Genomic DNA, 21,837 nt, shown 5'->3' with positions numbered 1-21,837 from the left:
GGCGCTCAGCGTGAGGCACAGGACATGGCCGGCACCCTTTATTCAGCGGAACTGCCTTCTTCGGGTCAGCGGCGGATCGAGGGCTTCGATCCCGCGACGGACAAGCTCGATCTCGGCGACAACTCGGTGCATGCCTTCATCGTGGTGGACACGCCCGAGGGCGTCGCCTTCATGGACCCGTGGTCGGGCAAGCAGACGCTGATCGTCGGCGTGTCGCTCGGCCAGCTCACCGTCGACAGCTTCGTGCCCGTCGCCAACGACCATCTGCGGCAGGACCTGAGCGGGGCGCTGGCCTGGGAGCACGGCATCGTCACGGCGCCGCACACGGTCTATGCCCGTTCGCACGAGGTCGGCCAGATCGACCGCGTGGCCTTCGACCCGGCGACGGACGTCGTCGACTTCCGCTATTACGGCACGCGCGAGCAGCTCTACATGGTCGACGGCGCTGAGGGCGTGGTGATCGGCAACTACACCACCGGCCAGACCCTGATCCTGCTCGACACGAGCATCGCCGAGCTTTCGCCCGACAATTTCCTGTTCCATTTCGCGCAGGCCCGCGAGGACAGGCTGTGGCTGCAGCTCGGCTTCGACCAGGTGCCGGATTCGCAGGTAATCGGTCGCGACGACATCCCCACCGTCGGCACCAATGCCTGGCCGACCGCCGCCGGCTCCGGCGCGCCGCCGAGCGGGGCGACCGGCACCACCTACGAGATCGACTGGGATTATGGCGCCAATGTCGTGCTGGACTTCGATCCCGCGACCGACCGGCTGGACTTCCGCTATTTCCGCCCGGCGGAGTTCACCGTGACGGAGGTGAACGGCTCGGTCGTCATCGCCATCGTCGGCCAGAACCAGACCTACACGCTGCGCGGCGTCTCGCTGGGCGAGCTCGACTACAACAATGTCATTGCCGTGGAGGACGCGACCTACCAGAAATGGCGCGGCCTCATCGAGGCGGCGCAGGTCGACGAGCCTGCGCTCTCGGTCGCCGATGCGAGCCTCGCCGAGGGCGATGGCGGGCAGGCGCTGATGAGCTTCACCGTCACCCTGTCGCGTGCCGCCGCCGGCGTGGTGACGGTGGACTATTCGACGCTGAACGGCGCGGCACTGGCCGGCACCGACTATCAGGCGGCGCTCGGCACGCTGACCTTCCAGCCGGGCGAGACGGTGAAGACCGTTCAGGTGGCGTTGAACGGCGACACCGGCTTCGAGTTCGATGAACGCTTCGACCTCGTATTGTCCTCGCCCGCCGGCGCGCGGCTGGCGGATGAGCGGGCGAGCGGCACCATCCTCAATGACGACGCGCAGGCGCCCGGCGTGCTGCCGGCGGTCTCCATCGCGGATCTTTCCATCGCCGAGGGCGACGGCACGCATGTGCACTTCATGTTCGCGGTGACGCTCGACAAGGCCTCCACCGTGCCGGTGACGGTGAGCTACCAGACCGCAAACGGCACGGCGCTGTCCGGCGCCGATTACGCGGCGACGAGCGGCACGATCACCTTCGCGCCGGGCGAGACATCGAAGCAGCTCCATGTCGACGTGGTCGGCGATCTTGTGGCCGAGGCGGACGAGCGCTTCACCGTGACGCTCTCGAACCCGGTGGGCGCCGCCATCGCCGACGGGCAGGCCACCGGCACCATCCTCAACGACGACGAGGCGGCCCCGCCCGCCGGCGGCGACGAGGTGGTCTTCACGGTCAACGACAATTGGGGTGCCGGCTTCGTCGGCTCGATGAAGCTGACACCCGAGGCGGCGCTGAACGGCTGGACGGTGGAGTTCGACGCCTCCTTCGACATCTCCAACATCTGGAATGCCGAGATCGTCAGCCATGTCGGCGACCACTATGTGATCCGCAACGCGGCGTGGAACGGCAAGGTCGCGGCGGACGGCACGGTGGAATTCGGCTTCCAGGCCTCGCCGGGCGGGGCGGCCATCGTCGCCGACGATTTCGCGGTGAACGGCCGCCCGGTCGGCGAGCCGGGCGAGCCCGAGCCGATCGTCCCGACCCTCGCGGTCGCCGATGCGAGCGTGGCGGAGGGCAATGGCGGCACCGCCTATCTCGACTTCACCGTGACGCTCTCGCAGGCCGCCGCCGGGCCGGTGACGGTGCAATACGCCACCGCCAACGGCACGGCGAGCGCCGGCTCGGACTATCAGGCGCTGTCGGGCACGCTCACCTTCGCGGCCGGGGAGACCACCAAGGTGGTGCGCGTGCCGGTGAACGGCGACACGGTGGTGGAGGCGAGCGAGACGCTGACGCTGACCCTCTCGGCGCCGACCGGCGCCACCATCGCCGACGGCGCGGCGACGGGGACGATTCTGAACGACGACGTGGCGCCGCCGCCGGTGGTGTCGGTGTCGGGCACCACGGTGATCGAGGGCGATGCGGGCGGCGGATCGGGCGGGGCGGCGGAGGGCTGGTTCTCCACCTCCGGCAACCAGATCGTCGATTCCGCCGGCAATCCGGTGGTGATCGCGGGGGTGAACTGGTTCGGCTTCGAATCCTCCAACGCCTCGCCGCACGGCGTGTGGACGCGCCCCTACACCGACATGATGGACCAGATGGTGGAGCTCGGCTTCAACACCATCCGGCTGCCCTTCTCCACCGACATGCTGCACGCCGCGACCGCCGGCGGCATCGACTATTCGCAGAACCCGGACCTTCAGGGCCTGACGCCGCTTGAGATCATGGACCGGATCATCGCCTATGCCGGCGAGATCGGGCTGAAGGTGATCCTCGACCATCACCGCTCCTCCTTCGGCGGCGGCGCCTCGGAGAACGGGCTCTGGTACGATTCCGCCCATCCCGAATCGCAGTGGATCGACGACTGGCAGATGCTGGCGCAGCGCTATGCCGACGATCCGACTGTGGTCGGCGCCGACCTGCACAACGAGCCGCATGCCGGCACCTGGGGCGGCGGCGGGGCGACCGATTGGGCGGCGGCGGCCGAGCGGGCGGGCAACGCCATCGGCGAGGTCAACCCGAACTGGCTGATCTTCGTCGAGGGCGTCGGCTCCTATCAGGGCGAGAACTACTGGTGGGGCGGCAACCTCATGGGCGTGCGCGACCGGCCCATCGCGCTCGACGTGCCGAACAAGCTCGTCTACTCCGCGCATGACTACGGCAATTCGGTCTATGCCCAGCCCTGGTTCCAGAGCCCCGGCTTCGCCGATGATTTGCCGGCAAAGTTCGACGAGATGTGGGGCTATATCTACCGCGAAGGCATCGCCCCGGTGTTCATCGGCGAGTTCGGCACCAAGCTGCAGGACCCCAAGGACACGCCGTGGCTGGAGGCGCTGACCTCCTACATGGCCGGCGATTTCGACAATGACGGCACCATCGACCTCGCGCCGGGCCAGCAGGGGATAAGCTGGACCTACTGGTCGTGGAACCCGAACTCGACCGATACCGGCGGCATCCTCGCCGACGACTGGCGCACGGTCTACACCGACAAGCTCGCCTATCTCGAACCGATCCAGTTCGATCTCGAAGGGGATGTCGAAGGCGACGGCGGGGCCTATGCGGTGTTCACCATCAGCCTTTCGGCCGCCGCCACGCAGGCGGTGAGCGTGAACTTCCAGACCGTGGCGGGCGAGGCCGGCGCGGACGACTTCACGGCGGTGAGCGGCACGCTGACCTTCCAGCCCGGCGAGACGGTGAAGACCGTGCGCGTCGCCATCACCGGCGACGACCTCGCCGAGGCGGACGAGCGGTTCTCGCTGCTGCTCACCAGCCCGCAGGGCGCCGTGCTCGGGGTGGCGCAGGCGGCGGCGGTGATCGAGGACGACGACGTGCCCGCCCCGGTCCTGCCCACCCTCAGCGTGGCGGATGCCAGCGCCGCCGAGGGCAGCACTGCGGCGCCCGGCTTCCTCACCTTCACGGTGAGCCTGTCGGAGGCCGCCGACGGTCCGGTGAGCGTCGCCTACGCCACCGCCAACGGTTCCGCCGTGGCCGGGCAGGACTACCAGGCGCTGTCGGGCACGCTCACCTTCGCGGCAGGGGAGACGGCCAAGACCGTCAAGGTGGCGCTGATCGGCGACAGCGTGCTGGAAGGCAACGAGACGCTGACGCTCGCCCTTTCCAGCCCCTCGGGCGCGACGCTGGCGGATGGCCGCGCCACCGGCACGATCCAGAACGACGACGCGGCACCCCCGGCGGGCGGCGACGAGGTGGCCTTCAAGGTCAACGACAACTGGGGCGCCGGTTTCGTCGGCGCGATGAAGCTGACGCCCGAGGCGGCGCTGAACGGCTGGACGGTGGAGTTCGACGCGTCCTTCGACATCTCCAACATCTGGAATGCCGAGATCGTCAGCCATGTCGGCGATCACTATGTGATCCGCAACGCGGCGTGGAACGGCAAGGTCGCCGCGAACGGCACGGTGGAGTTCGGCTTCCAGGCCTCGCCGGGCGGCGCGGCGGTGGTCGCCGACGATTTCGTCGTCAATGGCCGCGCCGTGGGCGGCGACGATGCAGGCGCCTCGCTCCTGAGTGCGCGCGCTGTCCTTGCCGACGACGTGATCGACGCCTCGATCGCGCTGGTCGAAAGCCATGCCGACGGCTTCACCGCCGAGGTGGTGCTGCATAATGATGGCCCCGCCCGGCAGGGCTGGACGCTGGAGATCGACACCTCCTACGAGATCGCGCAGATCCACGGCGCGGAGATCGTCTCGCGCAGCGAGGACGGCTATGTCGTGCGCAACCTTGCGGGCAATGCCGGGCTCGCGGCCGGCGGCACGGTGGAGTTCGAACTGGTCGGGCTCGGCAGCTTCGATCCCTCGCAGTTCCACTTCGTGATCTAGCGAGGGTCCGGGGCCACCCGGAACGGGGGGCGGGAGGGGACGGGTCGCGGTTCGCCGCGCCGTCCCCTCGACGTCACTTGAGGTCGTAGCCGACGCGGTAATGGATGCGGCCGACGACATGGCCGTCCTTCGTCACCACCCGCTCCATCGGCTCGCCGAGGCTGCCGAAGCGATAGGCGAGGAACGGGTTGAGGAGCTGGTTGCGGGAGAAGCCGACCATCACCACCGGCCGGCCCTTCAGCGGCTCGGGCGGGTACCAGTAGCCATACATCAGGCTCGGCTGGCCGAGCACGCCGCGCCCGACCGCCTCGGAGCGCACGCCCTCCGCCCCGCTGCCATAGAAGGCGAGCTCGCTGGTGATCTTGTAGTCGTCGAGCCCCGCCAGCACCGGCTCCTTGCCGGTGGCGTCGCGCACCTCGCGGGTGATGTCGGCGATCTCGCGCCCGAAGGCGCCCCATCCGGCCGGCATGGCCGGCAGGCCGAGCGGATAGCCGAGCCCCGGCACGCCGATGGCGAGATAGTTGAAGCCGAGGCCGTAGACCGCGAGGCAGATCGCCAGCGTCGGCGCCCAGGCCTCGCGCACGCGTCGGCGGATGCTTGCCATGGCTCCCGGCGCCTGCCCCCCCGCCCACAATATGGAAGCCGACAGCGCGGGCAGGGTGGCGAGCCAGAGCGGGCCGGTCCAGTTCAGCTTCACATTGTGCGACAGGCTGAAGAAGACGAAGACCGAGAGCGGCACCAGCGTGAAGATGGCGATGAAGCGCGCGGTGTCGCGATGCCCGTCGCGCGCCGCAGCTCCGGGGATATCGGCAGGCGGGCGCCCGCGCAGCCAGGGCGAGACGAGCACGGCGGCGAGGCCGGTGGGGGCGAGCAGGGCCGCGACGCCGACGATCAGCGCCGGCAGCGAGAAGGCGAAGGGCTCGGCGATGCGGTCGGCGGTCTGGAAGGCGAAGGAGGCAAAGCCGTTGCGCACATTCCAGACGATGACCGGGGAGAACACGGCGAGCGCGACGGCGCCGGCGAGATAGGGTTCGGGCCGGGCGAACCAGGCGCGCGAGCGGCGGTCCAGCAGCATGTAGAGCAGCCCCGCCGGGCCGAGCAGCGCGATGGTGTATTTCGACAGCAGGCCGAGGCCGATGAACAGCCCGACGCCCCACCAAGCCCGCCGCTGCCCGCCGCGCAGCGCGCGCTCCAGGAAATAAAGCGCCCCGGCCCAGAAGGCGGTGAGCGGGGCGTCCGGCGTGACGACCGTTCCGGTCGCGAAATAGAACGGCAGCGCCGCCACCAGCGCCAGGGTGACATAGGCGGCCGTGCGGCCGAAGAGCTGCTTGGCGAGTGCGAAGCTGAAGAAGGCGGTGACGAACCAGCCGGCCCAGGCGAAGGCGCGCACGCCGAACTCGGTCTCGCCGAACAGCCGCGTGCCGGCCCAGATCATCCACGCCACCATGGGCGGGTGATCGAGATAGCCGATGTCGAGATGCTGGGCGTAGTCCCAGTAATAGGCCTCCTGCGGCATCAGGTCGATGACGCCGATGAAGGCGAGGCGCAGCACCACCGTATAGAGGGCGATCGCGACCGCCGCGGTTCGCCAGCGCAGCGCCGCCGAGACCTGCGCGCCGGCGGGCGGGAAGGCATAGAAGGCCGAGCCGAGGGCGGCGACCAGCGCCGCGCCGCCAATGGCGAACAGGATCGCCACATGATCGGGCACGCCGATCAGGGCGAGGCTGCCCAGCACGCCGCTGCGCAGCGAGACCGCCAGCAGATAGACGATGATCACGCGCGTGACGTGCTCGCCCGCGCGGGGAAATGCCGTGCCGGCAAAGCTCCACCGCGCATTCGCCAGATAGGTCAGCGCGGCGGCGAGGGTGAAACTCACGAGCTGCGCGGGCGTGGTGCCGATGCCGAGGAAGCGGAGTGCCTCGAAGGCAAGGAAATCGACCGCCAGGCCGGCGAGGCCGACGCTCACGAAGCGGGCGGTGCCGGCGGCCGTCAGCGCGCCGTCCGCGAGCAGCAGCCCGCGGCGCATCCGCGCCGGTCCCCGCGCGGTTGCCGTGCTCGGCAGGTCCCCGGCGCGGTCCGGGAAGGTGTTGGGCATGTCTACAGGTCTCGTGCGCGCGCGCCCACGGCGACGGGCCGGGGGCCGGCGAGCGGCGGCGAACCTGACATGGCGCCCCCGCTCTCCGCAAGTCGCGCCCCGGGCGGGTGGCAAGTGGCGCCCCGGATGGGTGGCAAATGGCGCCCCGGCGCGGGTGAAGGCGTGCAGGCTTCGGGAAATCCGAACGCAGCTTATCTTTTTTCGGCATTGTCGAAGGGCAATCCCCCGTACGAGCATCTCCTCAAACGCAAAAAAGGAGTGCGGAGGATGCCGATGGGGCGCGACGAGATTTTCATCGACGGAAGCTGGGTGAAGCCGGCCTGCGGCGCCACGCTGGAGGTGGTGAACCCCAGCACCGGCGAGATCATTGGCCGCATCGCCCGTGGCGGCAGCGCCGATGTCGAGCGCGCCGTCAGCGCCGCGCGCAACGCCTTCGAGGGCGCGTGGGGGGCGATGGCGGCGCTGGAGCGCGGCCGCCTCCTCAGCCGGCTCGGCCTCTTGATCCTCGACCGTCTGGAGGAGCTGGCCGAGATCGAGGCCGCCGACACCGGCAAGCCGATGAAGCTGGCGCGCAACGACATCCGCGTGACCGCCCGCTATTTCGAATATTACGGCGGCGCCGCCGACAAGATCCATGGCGACACCATTCCGTTCCTGCCCGGCTATCAGGTGATCGTGCTGCGCGAGCCGCGCGGCGTCACCGGCCACATCATCCCGTGGAACTACCCCGCCTCCATGTTCGGCCGCACCCTCGGCGCCTCGCTCGCCGCCGGCAACGCCGCCATTCTCAAACCCGCCGAGGAGGCCTCGCTTTCCTGCCTGCGCTTCACCGAACTCACCGAGGAGATCGGCTTCCCGCCGGGCGTCGTCAACGTGGTCACCGGGCTTGGCGAGGAGGCCGGCGCGGCGCTGTCGAGCCATGCCGGCATCGATTTCCTCTCCTTCACCGGCTCGCCGGAGGTCGGCACGCTGGTGCAGATGGCGGCGGCCAAGAACCACGTGCCCTGTGTGCTGGAGCTCGGGGGCAAGTCGCCGCAGATCGTCTTCGCCGACGCCGATCAGGACCGCGCCTGCGAGGTGATCGTCGGCGCCATCGTGCAGAATGCCGGCCAGACCTGTTCGGCCGGCTCGCGCGTGCTCATCGAGCGCGCGATCTACGAGCCGTTCATGCGCCGGCTTGCCGACCGCATGGCCGCGATGAGGGTGGGCTATCCCGAGCAGGACCTCGATTCCGGGCCGGTCATCAACGCCGTGCAGCGCGACCGGGTGATGAGTTTTCTCGAACGTGCCGCGCAGGACAAGGTCGAGGTGGTGGCGCAGGGGAAAATCCATCCGGACGCCAGCAAGGCCGGCTATTTCGTGCCCCCGACCCTGTTCGGTCTCGTGCCGCGCGAGCATGAGCTGGCGCGCGAGGAAGTGTTCGGACCGGTGCTGGCGGCGCTGCCCTTCGACGACGAGGACGACGTGCTGCGCCTCGCCAACGGCACCGATTACGGGCTGATCGCCGGTGTCTGGACGCGCGACGGCGGGCGGCAGATGCGCATGGCCAAGGGCATCCGCGCCGGCCAGATCTACATCAACGGCTATGGCGCGGGCGGCGGCATCGAGCTGCCCTTCGGCGGGTTCCGCAAGAGCGGCCATGGCCGCGAGAAAGGTTTCGAAGCGTTGAAGGAGTACACCGTCGCCAAGACGGTGGTCATCGACCACAGCAACTGACGATAACGGCCGTTCCCCCAACGAGAAAAACACGGGAACGGCCCTTTCCCCGGGAGGAAAACATGAAGAAGCTGATTCTGGCCGCGCTCGCGGCCGTCTCGATCATGGCCATCGCGCAGCCGGCGGTGGCGCAGAAGGCCCGCCTCGGCCACGTCTTCGCGCAGGGCAACGCGGCCGACGAGGCCAGCCAGATCTTCGCGAAACTCGTGAAGGAGCGCACCAACGGCGCGATCGACATCACCGTGTTCCCGAACAGCCAGATCGGCGGCGACGAGGCGCTCGGGCGCGATCTCAGCCGCGGCGCGGTGGAATTCGCCTTCCTGAACATCGGCTCGCTGACCGGGCTCGATCCGCTGCTCGACATCCACTACCTGCCCTACATCGCGACCAACAATCAGGAGGTGGACAAGATCTTCTACAACCCGAACGGCATTCTTCAGCGCACGCTCGGGCAGACGCTGGCCAAGCACAACATGGTGGCGCTGGCCTATTTCGAGCTCGACTTCCGCGCGGTCACCAATTCCAAGCATCCGGTGCGCAACGCCGAAGACCTCAAGGACCTGAAGATCCGCGTGCCGGGCTCGGCCTCGATCCGCTCCTTCTTCGAGGCGGCGGGCTCGCAGGCCGTCACCATGCCGATGCCGAACCTGTTCGTCGCCCTCCAGCAGGGGACGGTGGACGGCCAGGATAACGGGGCGAGCATCACCTACAATTCGCGCCTGTTCGAGGCGCAGAAATACATGACGCTGACGAACCACGTCTACGCCATGGGCGCCGTCACCGTGAGCAAGCGCTTCTGGGACGGGCTGGGCGAGGACCAGCGCGCCATCGTCAAGAAGGCCGCCGAGGAAGCCGCCAGCCAGGGCATCGCCCTCAACCGCGCCGCCAATGCCGCCTTCCTCGACAAGATCAAGGCCGGCGGCGTCGAGGTGATCGTGCCCTCGCCCGAGGCGATGGCCGAGTTCGCCCGCATCGGCCAGATCGGCTGGCAGAAGCTCGAATCCGTCTACGGCGCCGAGCGTATCGCCGAGCTGAAGAAGGAAATCGCCGCCGCGCGCGGCGAGTGACCGGCCATGGCCCTTGACGAGATCACGCCCATGAACGGCCACGAGACGCGGAGCGGCCCGGCGGCCGCCCGCGCCGCCGGCTCCGTGCTCGATGCGCTGATGCGCGTCGAGCTGGTGCTGGCGCGGATGGAGAACGCGGTGGTCATCGCGGCGATGGCGGTCGCCATCCTCGCGGTGGCGATGTCGGTGGCGATCCGCTTCTTCAACCTGCCGATTCCCGACACCGGGGAATGGGCGATGGTCGCCATGTCGCCGCTCACCTTCATCGGCGGCGCGCTGTGCAGCCATCTGCACCGGCACCTGACGGCGGACATCGTCGAGATGCTGCCGCCGGGGCGGCTGCGGCGCTCGCTCGACGCGGTGGCGGCGGTGCTCTGCCTGGTCTTCGGCCTGTTCTTCATCGCGCTGGCCTGGGACCTGTTCGACTATGCCCGCTCCTCGGGCGAACGGCTCATCGACCTCGGCACGCCGATCGCCATCCCCGCCGGCTTCGTGCTGGCCGGCGCGGCGCTGATGACCTTCCACGCGGTGCTCGACATCTGGCGCGCGCTGGAAGGGCGCGAACCGGGAGGCTACAACCCATGGCGCTGACCTTCGGCCTGATGGCCCTGTTCCTTGTGCTCGGCGCCCCGCTCGCCGTCACCTTCGGCCTCGTGATCTTCCTGCAGATGGGCGCCTACGGCCTCTCCATCGCCGGTCTCAGCAACATTCCCTATGAGGAGATTTCGAGCTATCCGCTCGTCGCCATTCCGCTGTTCATGCTCACCGGCGAGCTGATGAACCGCAGCGGCATGGCCGCCGAGCTGATCGCGCTGGCCGAGCTGGCGCTGCGCCGGGTGCGCGCCGCCTTCGGCTACATCACCATCGCGGCCTCCGCCATGATGGGCGCCATCACCGGCTCCTCGGTGGCCACCGTCGCGGCCATCGGCGGCATCGTCAGCCCGGTCATGGCGCGGCGCGGCTACCCCAAGGGCTACATCGCCTCGCTCACCTCCTCCGCCGGCCTGCTCGGCGTGCTGGTGCCGCCCTCCATCCCGCTCATCCTCTATGGCGCGACGGTGGGCGTCTCGATCTCGCAGCTCTTCATCGCGACGCTCATCCCGGCGGTGCTGATGGCGGTGCTGTTCCTCGTCGTGCACAACGCGCTCTCCCGCCGCCTGCTGAAGGACGGGCAGGAGAACCGGCCCGAGGGCGCCGACCTCGTGGCCGCCGGCAAGCCGAAGCGGCTGGTGCTGCTGGAGGCCTCCTCGGCGCTCCTGCTGCCGGTCGTCATCCTCGGCGGCATCTACGGGGGCATCATGACCCCGACCGAAGCGGCGGCGATCGGCTGTCTCTACGCGGTCGGCGTCTCGCTGGTGCGCCGGCTGATGACCGCGGGCGACTTCACCCGCGCCTTCCGCTCGGCGGCGATCACCGGCTCGGGCATCCTCATCGTCATCGCCATGACCGGCGTGTTCAACCGCGCCATGGTGCTGAACCAGGTGCCGCAGGACATCGCCCTGTGGGTGGCGACCTATATCGACAGCCCCATCGCCTTCCTGCTGATGGTCAACATCGTGCTGCTGCTGGTCGGCACCTTCATGGAGACCAACGCCTCCATCCTGCTGATGGGGCCGCTGCTGGCCCCGGCGGCGGAGAAATTCGGCATCGACGCGGTGCATTTCGGCATCATCACCGCGACCAATCTGGAAATCGGCCTGCTCACCCCGCCGATGGCCGCCAATCTCTACGTGGCGGCGCGGGCCGCCAATGCCCGGCTCGCCGACATGGTGCCCTATCTCGGCTGGTTCTTCGGCGCCGCCCTGCTCGGCCAGGCGATCATCACCTTCGTGCCGTTCGCGACCCTCTGGTTCCGCTACCTGTGAAAGACCCGAATTCCATGCTCATGTCCGGTGACAAGGTCAGGCTTCCCGAATTCTCCCGCGCGGCGGTGGTCCGCCAGTTCGGCCAGCCGGTGAAGATCGAATGCGTGCCGGTGCCTTCGGGCCCCGAGCCCGGCGCGCTGATCGTCAAGACGACGGCCTGCTCGATCTGCGGCACCGACGTGCATCTGTCGCGCGGCAACCTCTCGCTCGCCGTCGACCTGCCGGTGATCCTCGGCCACGAGATGGTGGGCCGGGTCGTGGCCATCGGCGAGGGCGCCGAGCGCGACAGCGCCGGCCAGAAGCTCGCCATCGGCGACCGCATCCTGTGGACCCACACGGCGTGCGGCCACTGCTTCTTCTGCACCGTCGCGCGCCAGCCGACGCTGTGCGAGAACCGCCGCGCCTATATGTACGAGAACATCGAGAAGCCGCCCTATCTGCTCGGCGGCTTTTCCGAATACGGCTATGTGCTGCCGGAATCGGGCCGCGTGCGGGTGCCTGACAATCTCGACGACGGCGTCGCCAGCCTGTGCAGCTGCGCCTTCCGCTCGGTGATGAACGCCTTCGACAATCTGGGCGGCATCGAGCCCTCCGAGCATGTCGCGATCCAGGGCGCCGGCCCGCTCGGCGTGCTGGCGGCGGCGGTCGCCCGCGTCAACGGCGCCCGCACGGTCAGCGTCATCGGCGCGCCGGCGGCACGGCTGGAACTCGCCCGCGACTTCGGCGCGACGCACACCTTCTCCATTGAGGGCGCCCGCCACGAGGAGCGCCTCGCCGCGTTGCGCGAGATCACCGACGGGCGCGGGCCGGACATCGTGATGGAGTTCACCGGCCACCCCGACGCCTTCGGCGAGGGGCTCGACATCGTGCGCAGGGGCGGGCGCTACCTCACCGTCGGCCAGCTCGGCAGCGGCACGACGACCTTCTCGCCCTCCACCCTCGTCAAGAAGAACATCCGCGTCATCGGCTCGTTCTCGGGCGACGTGAAATCCTACTGGAAGGCGCTGCAATTCGCCTCCGCCCATATCGATCGCATCCCGTTCGGCAAGATGATCACCGGCCGCTTCAGCCTCGACGAGGTGAACACGGCGCTTGAGCGCATGCACGCGCTGCAGGAGATCAAGCCGCTGATCGTGATGGAATGAGGAGGCCCGCCATGCCCCATCCCCTCTCCTTCACCCCCGATGGCCGCGGCCCGCTCGACGGCGTGCGCGTCGTCGACCTGTCCCGCCTCGTGGCCGGCAACATGACGACCCATGTGCTCGCCGATTACGGCGCGGACGTCATCAAGATCGAGCGGCCCGGCAAGGGCGACGACCTGCGGAGCTGGCGCGTCGAGGGCGTCGAGGTGTTCTGGAAGGTCTATGCGCGCAACAAGCGCAGCGTGGCGGTCGACATTCACGACGCGGAGGGGCGCGAATTGCTGCTGCGCCTCGTCGACAGCGCGCAGGTACTGGTCGAGAACTTCGTGCCCGGCACGCTGGAGCGCTGGGGGCTGGGGCCGGACGAGCTGCTGGCCCGCAATCCCCGCCTCGTCATCCTGCGCGTCTCCGGCTGGGGCCAGAGCGGCCCGTGGCGGCTGCGCCCGGGCTTCGGCACGCTGGTCGAGGCGATGTCCGGCTGGGCGTTCATGAACGGGCATGCCGACAAGCCGCCGACCCTGCCGCCGCTCGCCATGGCCGACATGGTGGCCGGGCTCTACGGCGCGGCCGCCGTGCTGGCGGCGCTGCGCGCGGTGGAGCAGGGCGGCGCGCCGGGGCAGGTGCTCGACCTCTCGCTGTTCGAGCCGATCCACTCGCTGATCGGCGCCGAGGCGGCACAGATCCGCCTCACCGGCGCGCCCACCCCGCGCGCGGGCAACCAGTCCTCGCACACCGCGCCGCGCAACGTCTATGAATGCGCGGACGGCGCCTATGTCGCCATGTCCGGCTCCATGCAGTCCATGGCCGAGCGCATCTTCGACACGATCGGCCGGCCGGAGCTGAAGAGCGACCCGCGCTTCGTCGACAACGCCGCGCGCGTCGCCCATCGCGATGAGCTCGACGCCCTCATCGGCGCCTTCATCGCCACCCGCAGCCAGGCCGACAACCTCGCCCTGTTCGAGGCGGCCGGCGTCACCGTCGGACCCGTCTGCTCGGTGCTCGACCTGCTCGACCATCCCTTCGTGGAGGGCCGGCAGGCCATCGTCGAGGTGCCGGACGAGGATCTCGGCTCGATGCCGATGCCCAACATCATCCCGCGCTTTTCCGCCACGCCCGCCCCGTTCCGCCGCCCGGCTCCCGCGCTCGGCGAGCATACGGAGGAGCTCCGCCGTGAGCTCGGCATGGCGCATCCGCAGCCGGCAGAGGTTTCCTGATGACCCGTCCCACTCCGGCATGGCGTTCCATGCTGTTCATTCCCGTGCTCAACGAGCGCTTCCTCGCCCGCGCCGCCGAGCGCGATGCCGACTGCATCCAGCTCGATCTGGAGGACGCCATCCCGCCCGGCCAGAAGGACGAGGCGCGCCGCGCGGTCGCTTCCGCCGCCGCCCGGCTCGCGGCGCAGGGGCTCGACGTGGTGGTGCGCATCAACCGGCCCTGGCGGCAGGCGACGGCCGATATCGAGGCGTCAGTCTGCCCGCAGGTGTGCTGCCTGACCCTGCCCAAGGTGCCCGACGCCTCGCATGTGCGCGCCATCGCCGAGATCGTCGACGAGCTGGAGCGCGAGCGCGGCATGGAGCTCGGCCATACGCGCTTCGTGGTGATGATCGAAACCGCCGAGGGCCTGCTCAACATGCCCGCCATCGCCGCCGCCCATCCGCGCGTCGCCGGCATGATCGTCGGGGCGGAGGATCTTGCGGTCTCGCTCGGCGCCTCGCCGACCTATGACACGCTCTACATCCACAACGCGCAGGCGGTCGTCGCCGCCCGCAGCGCCGGCATCCAGCCGATCGGCTTTGTGGGCACGGTGGCCGACTATGCCGACGAGGCGAAGTTCCGCCGCACCATCGAGCAGGCGCGCGAGATGGGCTTCACCGGCGGCTTCTGCATCCATCCCAGCCAGGTGCCGATCCTCAACGAGGTGTTCGCCCCCTCGCCCGGCGAGATCGACTGGGCGCAGGGCGCGCTCGGCGCGTTCGAGCAGGCGCTGGCGCAGGGCCTCGGCGCCGTCACCTATCGCGGCGCCATGGTCGACCTGCCGGTGGCCGACCGGGCGCGCGCCATCCTTGCCCGCGCCGCCAAGCTGGCCGATATGAGGGCCCAGCGGGCGCGCGTCGCCTAGCGCGACACGGGCTGGGGCGAGATGGACCTTCGCGATCTGCGGGCCTTCGTGGCGATTGCCGAGACCGGCTCGCTGGCCGCCGCCGCGAAGGTGCTGCACAGCAGCCCGCCCTCGCTCAGCGCGCGGCTGAAGGACCTTGAGGACGAGCTCGGCACCGCGCTGTTCGAGCGCTGGGCGCGCGGGCTCATCCTCACCGAGCAGGGGCGCGAGTTCCTCTCCCACGCCTATGCCATCCTCAAGCAGGCCGAGGACGCCAAGGCGAGCATGCTGAGCCGCGAGAAGCCGCCGGTCGGCACGGTGCGCTTCGGCGTGCCCGGCTCGCTGGTCGGCCTGCTGACGGCCCAGCTGGTCGAGACCTGTCTCGCCCGCTTCCCGCAGGTGCGCCTGCGCGTGGTGGAGAGCATGTCCGGCTACATTGCGAGCTGGCTGCGCGAGGGCACGCTGGACGCGGCCGTGGTGTTCGGCGGCGGCGCCGCCACCGACCGTTCCGCCTCGCTGCGGCCCATCGCCGAGGAGGAGCTTTACATCGCGACCTATGACCGGACCGTGGTGGCGCCCTATCTGAACGAGCGCGACGAGATCCGCATGCGCGACGTGCAGCGGCTGAAGCTGGTGATGCCCGGCCCCGAGCACGGGCTGCGCGTGCTGGTGGAGGCGACGGCGCGGCGCCACGCCATCCCGCTCAACATCGCCATAGAGGTCGATGCCTCGCCGCAGATCTTCGAGCTGGTGCGGCGCGGCCACGGCGCCACCATCTGCTCGCTGGCGGCGCGTCACCCCGGCTCGATCTCAAGCCTCGCCGGTCAGTCGCCGGTCCATACTTTCCGCATCGTCGACCCCGGATTCCGGCGGACGGTCTATCTGGCGACGCCGCTCAACCGGCCGTCCTCCCGCGCCACCATCGCGGTGGCCGAGGCGGCGGTGGAGACCCTGCTGTCGCTGGCCGCCACCGACGAGTGGAAGGCGCGGCGCCTGCGGTAGACGGCCCGTCTCCGGGGCCGGCAAGGCCTCATCCCCGCGCCGAAGGGCCGGCGGGCGCTGGCGATGCGGTACACCTTGCGGTAGCATCTCGGCGTCGGCTCTGCGCCCGTCGAGAGCTTCATCAGGGGGTCCCGCGCATGGCCGCCGTCCACGCACACTCGCTTGCCGGTCGCCCGCGCGACGAGTGGGAGACGCTTGCCGAGCACAGCGCGGCTGTCGGCGCGCTGGCCGCCAGCTTCGCCGAGCCGTTGGGATGGGCGGAGGTCCTGCGACTCGCCGCGACCCTGCACGACATCGGCAAGGCGTCGCCGGAGTTCCAGGCCTATATCGCCGGCGAGCGCTTCTCCGGCGGCGACCATTCCTCCGCCGGGGCACGCATCGCGCTCGACCATTATGGCAAGGGCCCCGGCCGGGCGCTCGGCACGCTCCTCGCCGCCATCATCGCCGCCCACCATGCGGGCCTCGCCGACGGAAGTGATCTGAACCGCCGCATGGAGGCGGCTCATCATCTGGTGCCGGCGGACTGGCAGCATCATGCCGGGGCCCTGCCGGACGCCGCAGCGCTGACGCCGCGCGCGCCGCCGCCGGCGGGAGGGCCGAAGGGGTTCGCCTGGGCCTTCCTGCTGCGGATGCTGTTCTCCTGCCTCGTCGATGCCGACTTCATCGCGACGGAAGGCTTTTATGCGCGAGCGACGGGCGAGAGGATCGAGCGGGGCAACCACACCGATCTCGTCGTGCTGCGCGACCGGCTCGCCGCCTTCATGGCGGAGAAGCGCGCCAGCGCGCCGTCCACGCCGCTAAACGCGCTGCGTGCCGGCATTCTCGACCACGCCATGGCCAAGGCCGCGCTGCCGCCCGGCCTGTTCAGCCTGACCGTGCCGACCGGCGGCGGCAAGACGCTCGCCTCGCTCTCCTTCGCGCTGGAGCACGCGGTCCGCCACGGGCTGCGCCGGGTCATTCTCGTGATCCCCTACACATCGATCATCGAGCAGTCCGCGCAGGTGTTCCGCGAGGCGCTCGGTGCGCAGGACGACGTCCTCGAACACCACGCCAGCTTCGACTGGGAGGCGGCGCGGGGGCGGCGTGCGGCGGACGACGAAGCGCCCGACGCACTCGCCAAGCTGCAGCGGGCGGCGGAGAACTGGGACGTGCCGATCGTGGTCACCACGGCGGTGCAGTTCTTCGAGAGTCTGTTCGCGAACCGCACCTCGCGCTGCCGCAAGCTGCACAACATCGCCGGCAGCGTGGTGGTGCTGGACGAGGTGCAGACCCTGCCCCTGCCGTTGCTGCTGCCGAGCCTCGCGGCGATCGAGCAACTGGCGCTGAACTATCGCACCAGCGTGATCCTCTGCACCGCAACGCAGCCCGCGTTGCGCAGGATCGACGGCGCTCTGCTCGACGCCAAGCGCGTGCCCCTCGGGCTCGATCTGCCGGAAGCGCGCGAACTGGCGCCCGACCCGGCCGGACTCTATGCCCGGCTGCGGCGCGTGGCGGTCGAAAGGCGGACGGACCCCGTCCCGGACGCGACCATCGCCGCGCGCTTCGCCGAGCAGCCGCAGATGCTGTGCATCGTCAATACGCGCGGGCACGCGCGGGCGCTGTTCGACGCCATCCGCGCGCTGCCCGGCGCGGTGCATCTTTCCACGCTGATGTGCGCCCGCCATCGCCGGCGGGTGCTGGCCGATCTGCGGGCGAAGCTGAAGGCGCGCGAGCCCGTGCGGCTGGTCGCGACCTCGCTGATCGAGGCGGGGGTCGACATCAGCTTTCCCGAGGTGTGGCGTGCCGCAGCGGGAATCGACGCCATCGCGCAGGCCGCCGGACGCTGCAATCGCGAGGGCGAGTTGAAGGACGCCGCCGGCACGCCCGGCCTGGGGCGCGTCGTGGTGTTCGAACCGGCGGAGGGCCATCTGCAGCATGACATCCGGCTGCGCTGGCAGGCGGCGCAGCCGGTGTTCGACAAGCACGCCGACCCGCTCGGCCTCGATGCGGTGAAGCAGTATTTCGCCGAGCTGTACTGGCAGAAGGGCGAGGCTGCAAAGGCGTTCGACGCCGCGAAGGTGGAGGCCTATCCCGGCATTCTTCCCGCCATCGGCGACGCGGCCAGCGGCCTGGATTCTCCCTTCCGCTCCATCGCCGAAGCGTTCCGCATGATCGACGAGGAGGCGATGGAACCGGTGGTGGTGCCGTGGAAGGCCGATCCGCAGGATGACGATGCGAGAAGCCTGCTGGCGCGCATTGCGGCGGCGGAACTGCCGCGCACCGCCGACCTGCGGCGCCTGCAGCAATATGTGGTGCCGATCCCGAAGAAGGCGCGCGACGAATGGCTGCTGCGCGGCGTGCTGACGCCGGTGCACCGCTCGCTCGGCGAGGCGATGCTGCGCTTTGCCGATGATGCGCATTACCGGCCGGAGACGGGGGTGGACCTCGCCAATATGATGTATCGGGATGTCACGCTGAACGACATCTGAATAGGCGCTACCAACAGCTCGCGGCCGACAATGCTGGGCCTCACACTGCAATCATCGGTGGAAAAGTCTGCTGCCTTTCCTAGCGGCAATTGCGCCGCCCGGTCATCTGGATTGAGGTGCCTTGGTACAGCCGGTTCCGTGTCCCAGCCGAGGTTAGTCGATGTCCTACGGGGTAAGGCTTCACGTCTGGGGAGAGCGGGCGTGTTTCACCCGGCCGGAAATGAAGGTCGAGCGCGTCTCCTATGACGTGATGACCCCCTCGGCGGCGCGGGGCATTCTCGAAGCCATCCATTGGAAGCCGGCTATCCTCTGGGTCATCGATCGCATTCATGTGCTGAAACCCATCCGGTTCCAGTCCTTCCGCCGCAACGAGGTCGGCGCCAAGGCCAGCGCGGCGTCGGCCGGCACGGCGATGCGCGCCGGCAGCACGGCGGGCCTCGGCCTCGTGGTCGAGGACAATCGCCAGCAGCGCGCCACCATGTTCCTCAACGACGTCGCCTATGTCATCGAGGCGCATTTCGAGCTGACGGCAAAGGCGGGCCCGGAGGACAGCGAGGCCAAGCATTTGAGCATGTTCAACCGCCGGGCGGCGGCCGGACAGTGCTTTCACCGCCCCTGCCTCGGCACCCGCGAATGCGTGGCGGACTTCGAGCTGATCGCCCCCGGCGCCCCGTTGCCCGAGAGTCGGCTGCCGGAGGACCAGCGCAACCGCGATCTCGGCTGGATGCTGCACGACATCGACTTTTCCGACGGCAATACTTCGCGGTTCTTCCACGCCCGGCTGGCCGACGGCGTGCTGGACGTCAACGCCTGCCTCGCCGGGGGGACGGTGGCGTGACGATCCTGCAGTCGCTCGACGCCTATTATGAACGGATGGCCGCGCGGGGGGAGGCCGAGCCGCCGGGCTTCTCGCGCGAGAAGATCGGCTTCGCGATCGAAATTTCGGAAGAGGGCGCGCCCCTCGCGGTCATCGACCTGCGGGCGTCGAGCGGCAAGAAGCTGGTGCCGCAATTGTTGTCCGTCCCGGCAGCCGTCAAGCGGACCGCCGGTATCCTGCCCAACCTGTTCTGGGACAAGAGCGCCTATGTGCTCGGCCGCACGGCGAGCGGGAGCAACCGCACGGCGCTGGAGCACGAAGCCTTCAGGACCGCACATCTCGACTTGCTCGCCGCCGCCTCCGATCCCGGCCTCGTCGCGCTGCGTCGCTTCCTGGAAGGCTGGACGCCGGAACGCTTCGACGCCCCGCCCTTCCATCCCGACATGCTCGATGCCAACCTGGTCTTCCGCCTGCGGGGAGACATGCGCCTCCTTCACGAGCGCGAGGCAGCGCGCACCCTTCTGGACGGACGGACAGGCGGCGACGGGGCGCGCGTGGCCTGCCTCGTCACCGGAAATACGGCCGTCGCGCGGCGACTTCACCCCACCATCAAGGGCGTCAATGGCGCGCAATCCTCGGGCGCCGCGCTGGTGTCGTTCAATCTCGACGCCTTCACCTCCTACGGCAAAGAGCAGGGCGACAACGCCCCGACTTCCGAGGCTGCGGCTTTCCGCTACGGCGCCGCGCTAAACGGTATGCTGGAGCGCGCCAGCCGCAACCGCCTGTCGCGCGGCATCGGCGACGCGACGGTGGTGTTCTGGGCGGACACCTCGGAAGTTGCCGACGAGGCGGCGGCGCAGGCGGCGGAGAACTTTTTCGCCACGGCGATCGAGCCGCCCGACGATGCCGATCAGGCGCGAAATATTCGCGAACAATTGGAACTCGTCATGGAGGGGCGCCCGGTCGAGGCTATCGATGCCCGGCTGCATGCGCGAACCCGCTTCCACGTGCTCGGCCTCGCGCCCAACGCTGCCCGCCTCTCGGTACGCTACTGGCTGAGCGACGATTTCGGCGCGTTCGCGCAGCGTCTGGCCGCGCATTACCGCGACCTCACCATCGAGCCGACGCCCTGGGGCGAGCGGCCGCCCTCCATCTCCTGGCTGTTGCTCAAGACCACGGCCATGCTGGAGAAATACGACAACATCCCGCCGCTGCTGGCCGGTGAGGTCGCCCGCGCGGTGCTGGAAGGCACGCGCTATCCGCGCTCGCTGCTGGCGGCGGCGATCATGCGGCTGCGCGCGGGCGACGACCCCGCCACCGGCTGGCACGCCGCAGTCATCCGGGCGGTGCTCGCCCGCGATTTCCGCCTGAAACTGCCGGACCCGCACGCGCCCGAAAGCCATGACCGCGCCAAGGAGGAACTGCCCGTGAGTCTCCACAGGGAGAATGCCGACCCGGCCTATCAGCTCGGCCGCCTGTTTGCCGCCTACGAGACGGCGCAGCGCATGGCGCTCGGCAAGGTCAACGCCACCATTCGCGACCGCTATTTCGGCGCCGCTTCGGCAACGCCGGCCAGCGTCTTCCCGATCCTCATGCGCGGCGTGCAGAACCATCTCGGCAAGCTGCGCAAGAGCGGCAAGGGCGTCTGGCTGGAGCGCGAGATCGAGGAAATCACCAACCGCCTCGACGACCACCTGCCGCGTTCGCTCCCGCTCGAAGCGCAGGGCCGCTTCGTGCTCGGCTATTACCACCAGCGCAAGGGCCAGTTCGTCAGCCGCGAAGCCGAGGCCGAACTCGCCGCCGCCGACGCAGAGGAACACGACAATGACGAGTGAATCGAACGCCCTCACGCGCCGGCACGAATTCGTCCTGTATTTTGACGTCGTCAACGGCAACCCGAATGGCGACCCCGATGCCGGCAACATGCCGCGCCTCGATCCCGAGACCAATCAGGGGCTCGTCTCCGACGTCGCGCTGAAGCGCAAGATCCGCAATTACGTCGCGCTGGCCCGCCCCGACGCGCCCGGCCACGAGATCTACATGCGCGACGGCGCCACGCTCAACAACGAGCACAAGCGCGCCTGGGCGGCGGTGCTGCCGGACGTCACCAAGGCGGACGAACTCAAGAAGGGGCCGAAGGACGAGGCGAAGTCCCGCGAACTCACCGCCTGGATGTGCGCCAATTTCTGGGACATCCGCAGCTTCGGCGCGGTGATGACCACCGGCGTCAATGCCGGGCAGGTGCGCGGCCCGGTGCAGATCAATTTCGCCCGCTCGGTCGAGCCGATCCTGCCGCTGGAAATCTCCATCACCCGCCTCGCCGCGACCACGGAGGCCGATGCCGACGCCAAGGGCGGGCGCACCATGGGCCGCAAGCACATCGTGCCCTACGGGCTCTACCGCGCGCATGGCTATGTCTCGGCGCCGCTCGCCTCGCACCCGACCAAGGGGACCGGCTTCTCCGACGCCGATCTCGAACTCCTGTTCGAAGCGCTCGCCAACATGTTCGAGCATGATCGCTCCGCCGCGCGCGGCGAGATGGCGACGCGCAAGCTGATCGTCTTCCGCCATGCGTCGGCGCTGGGCAACGCGAAGGCGAACGAGCTGTTCGATCGCGTGAAGACGTGGCGGGTGTTCCGGGGAGAACAGCACAAGCCCGGCGACGAGAGGCTCGACAACGCCCCGCCGGCCCGCAGCTTCGAGGACTACGCGATCACCATCGACCGGGACGGCCTGCCCGAAGGCATCGAGATCATCGAGCGGTAGG

General features: G+C 69.4%; 14 protein-coding genes. 13 read left to right on the top strand and 1 reads right to left on the bottom strand.

The features are described from left to right. Nucleotides 1-24 precede the first annotated feature (24 nt). Nucleotides 25-4,800: a Calx-beta domain-containing protein gene (locus tag MWN33_RS01530; protein ID WP_247198304.1), complete on the top strand. Its 4,776-nt coding sequence runs from the start codon at nucleotides 25-27 to the stop codon at nucleotides 4,798-4,800. A gap of 73 nt (nucleotides 4,801-4,873) precedes the next feature. On the opposite strand, the gene MWN33_RS01525 is transcribed toward MWN33_RS01530, so the two are convergent. After that, nucleotides 4,874-6,895, bottom strand: a complete 2,022-nt coding sequence (locus tag MWN33_RS01525) for a glycosyltransferase family 39 protein (RefSeq protein WP_247198303.1) — start codon at nucleotides 6,893-6,895, stop codon at nucleotides 4,874-4,876. Nucleotides 6,896-7,162: 267 nt separating this feature from the next. Between MWN33_RS01525 and MWN33_RS01520 the strand changes: the two genes are divergently transcribed. From MWN33_RS01520 to cas7c, 12 genes are all read left to right on the top strand, one after another. After that, nucleotides 7,163-8,611: an aldehyde dehydrogenase family protein gene (locus MWN33_RS01520; RefSeq protein ID WP_247198302.1), complete on the top strand. Its 1,449-nt coding sequence runs from the start codon at nucleotides 7,163-7,165 to the stop codon at nucleotides 8,609-8,611. Nucleotides 8,612-8,673: 62 nt separating this feature from the next. Continuing rightward, nucleotides 8,674-9,678, top strand: a complete 1,005-nt coding sequence (locus MWN33_RS01515) for a TRAP transporter substrate-binding protein (RefSeq protein WP_247198301.1) — start codon at nucleotides 8,674-8,676, stop codon at nucleotides 9,676-9,678. Nucleotides 9,679-9,684: 6 nt separating this feature from the next. Next, entirely contained in the window at nucleotides 9,685-10,269 is a 585-nt protein-coding gene (locus MWN33_RS01510) for a TRAP transporter small permease (protein ID WP_247198300.1), read from the top strand. Then, nucleotides 10,260-11,543, top strand: a complete 1,284-nt coding sequence (locus tag MWN33_RS01505) for a TRAP transporter large permease (RefSeq protein WP_247198299.1) — start codon at nucleotides 10,260-10,262, stop codon at nucleotides 11,541-11,543. Before MWN33_RS01510 ends, MWN33_RS01505 begins: the two co-directional genes overlap by 10 nt. A gap of 14 nt (nucleotides 11,544-11,557) precedes the next feature. After that, nucleotides 11,558-12,688, top strand: a complete 1,131-nt coding sequence (locus MWN33_RS01500) for a zinc-binding dehydrogenase (protein ID WP_247198298.1) — start codon at nucleotides 11,558-11,560, stop codon at nucleotides 12,686-12,688. Between the two features lie 11 nt (nucleotides 12,689-12,699). Continuing rightward, complete coding sequence (locus MWN33_RS01495) at nucleotides 12,700-13,899, top strand: CaiB/BaiF CoA transferase family protein (RefSeq protein WP_247198297.1); 1,200 nt, start codon at nucleotides 12,700-12,702, stop codon at nucleotides 13,897-13,899. Beyond that, entirely contained in the window at nucleotides 13,899-14,804 is a 906-nt protein-coding gene (locus MWN33_RS01490) for an HpcH/HpaI aldolase/citrate lyase family protein (RefSeq protein WP_247198296.1), read from the top strand. The genes MWN33_RS01495 and MWN33_RS01490 overlap by 1 nt, the downstream gene beginning before the upstream one ends. A gap of 21 nt (nucleotides 14,805-14,825) precedes the next feature. Then, nucleotides 14,826-15,785: a LysR substrate-binding domain-containing protein gene (locus MWN33_RS01485; RefSeq protein ID WP_247198295.1), complete on the top strand. Its 960-nt coding sequence runs from the start codon at nucleotides 14,826-14,828 to the stop codon at nucleotides 15,783-15,785. 137 nt (nucleotides 15,786-15,922) lie between these two features. After that, nucleotides 15,923-18,253, top strand: a complete 2,331-nt coding sequence (locus tag MWN33_RS01480) for a CRISPR-associated endonuclease Cas3'' (RefSeq protein WP_247198294.1) — start codon at nucleotides 15,923-15,925, stop codon at nucleotides 18,251-18,253. Nucleotides 18,254-18,413: 160 nt separating this feature from the next. Further along, the gene (gene cas5c, locus MWN33_RS01475; RefSeq protein ID WP_247198293.1) at nucleotides 18,414-19,091 is read left to right on the top strand and encodes a type I-C CRISPR-associated protein Cas5c; all 678 of its coding nucleotides are present in this window, start codon (nucleotides 18,414-18,416) and stop codon (nucleotides 19,089-19,091) included. Beyond that, a complete protein-coding gene (gene cas8c, locus MWN33_RS01470) occupies nucleotides 19,088-20,905 on the top strand; it encodes a type I-C CRISPR-associated protein Cas8c/Csd1 (RefSeq protein ID WP_247198292.1) in 1,818 nt (605 codons plus the stop codon). Before cas5c ends, cas8c begins: the two co-directional genes overlap by 4 nt. Further along, on the top strand, nucleotides 20,895-21,836 hold the full coding sequence (gene cas7c, locus MWN33_RS01465) for a type I-C CRISPR-associated protein Cas7/Csd2 (RefSeq protein ID WP_247198291.1): 942 nt from the start codon (nucleotides 20,895-20,897) through the stop codon (nucleotides 21,834-21,836). Before cas8c ends, cas7c begins: the two co-directional genes overlap by 11 nt. The last annotated feature ends 1 nt before the right edge of the window (nucleotide 21,837 follow it).

Origin of the sequence: Ancylobacter koreensis (genome assembly GCF_023016525.1) — a bacterium.
Taxonomy (GTDB): Bacteria; Pseudomonadota; Alphaproteobacteria; order Rhizobiales; family Xanthobacteraceae; genus Ancylobacter; species Ancylobacter koreensis.
This window is presented reverse-complemented; position numbering and strand designations above follow the sequence as displayed.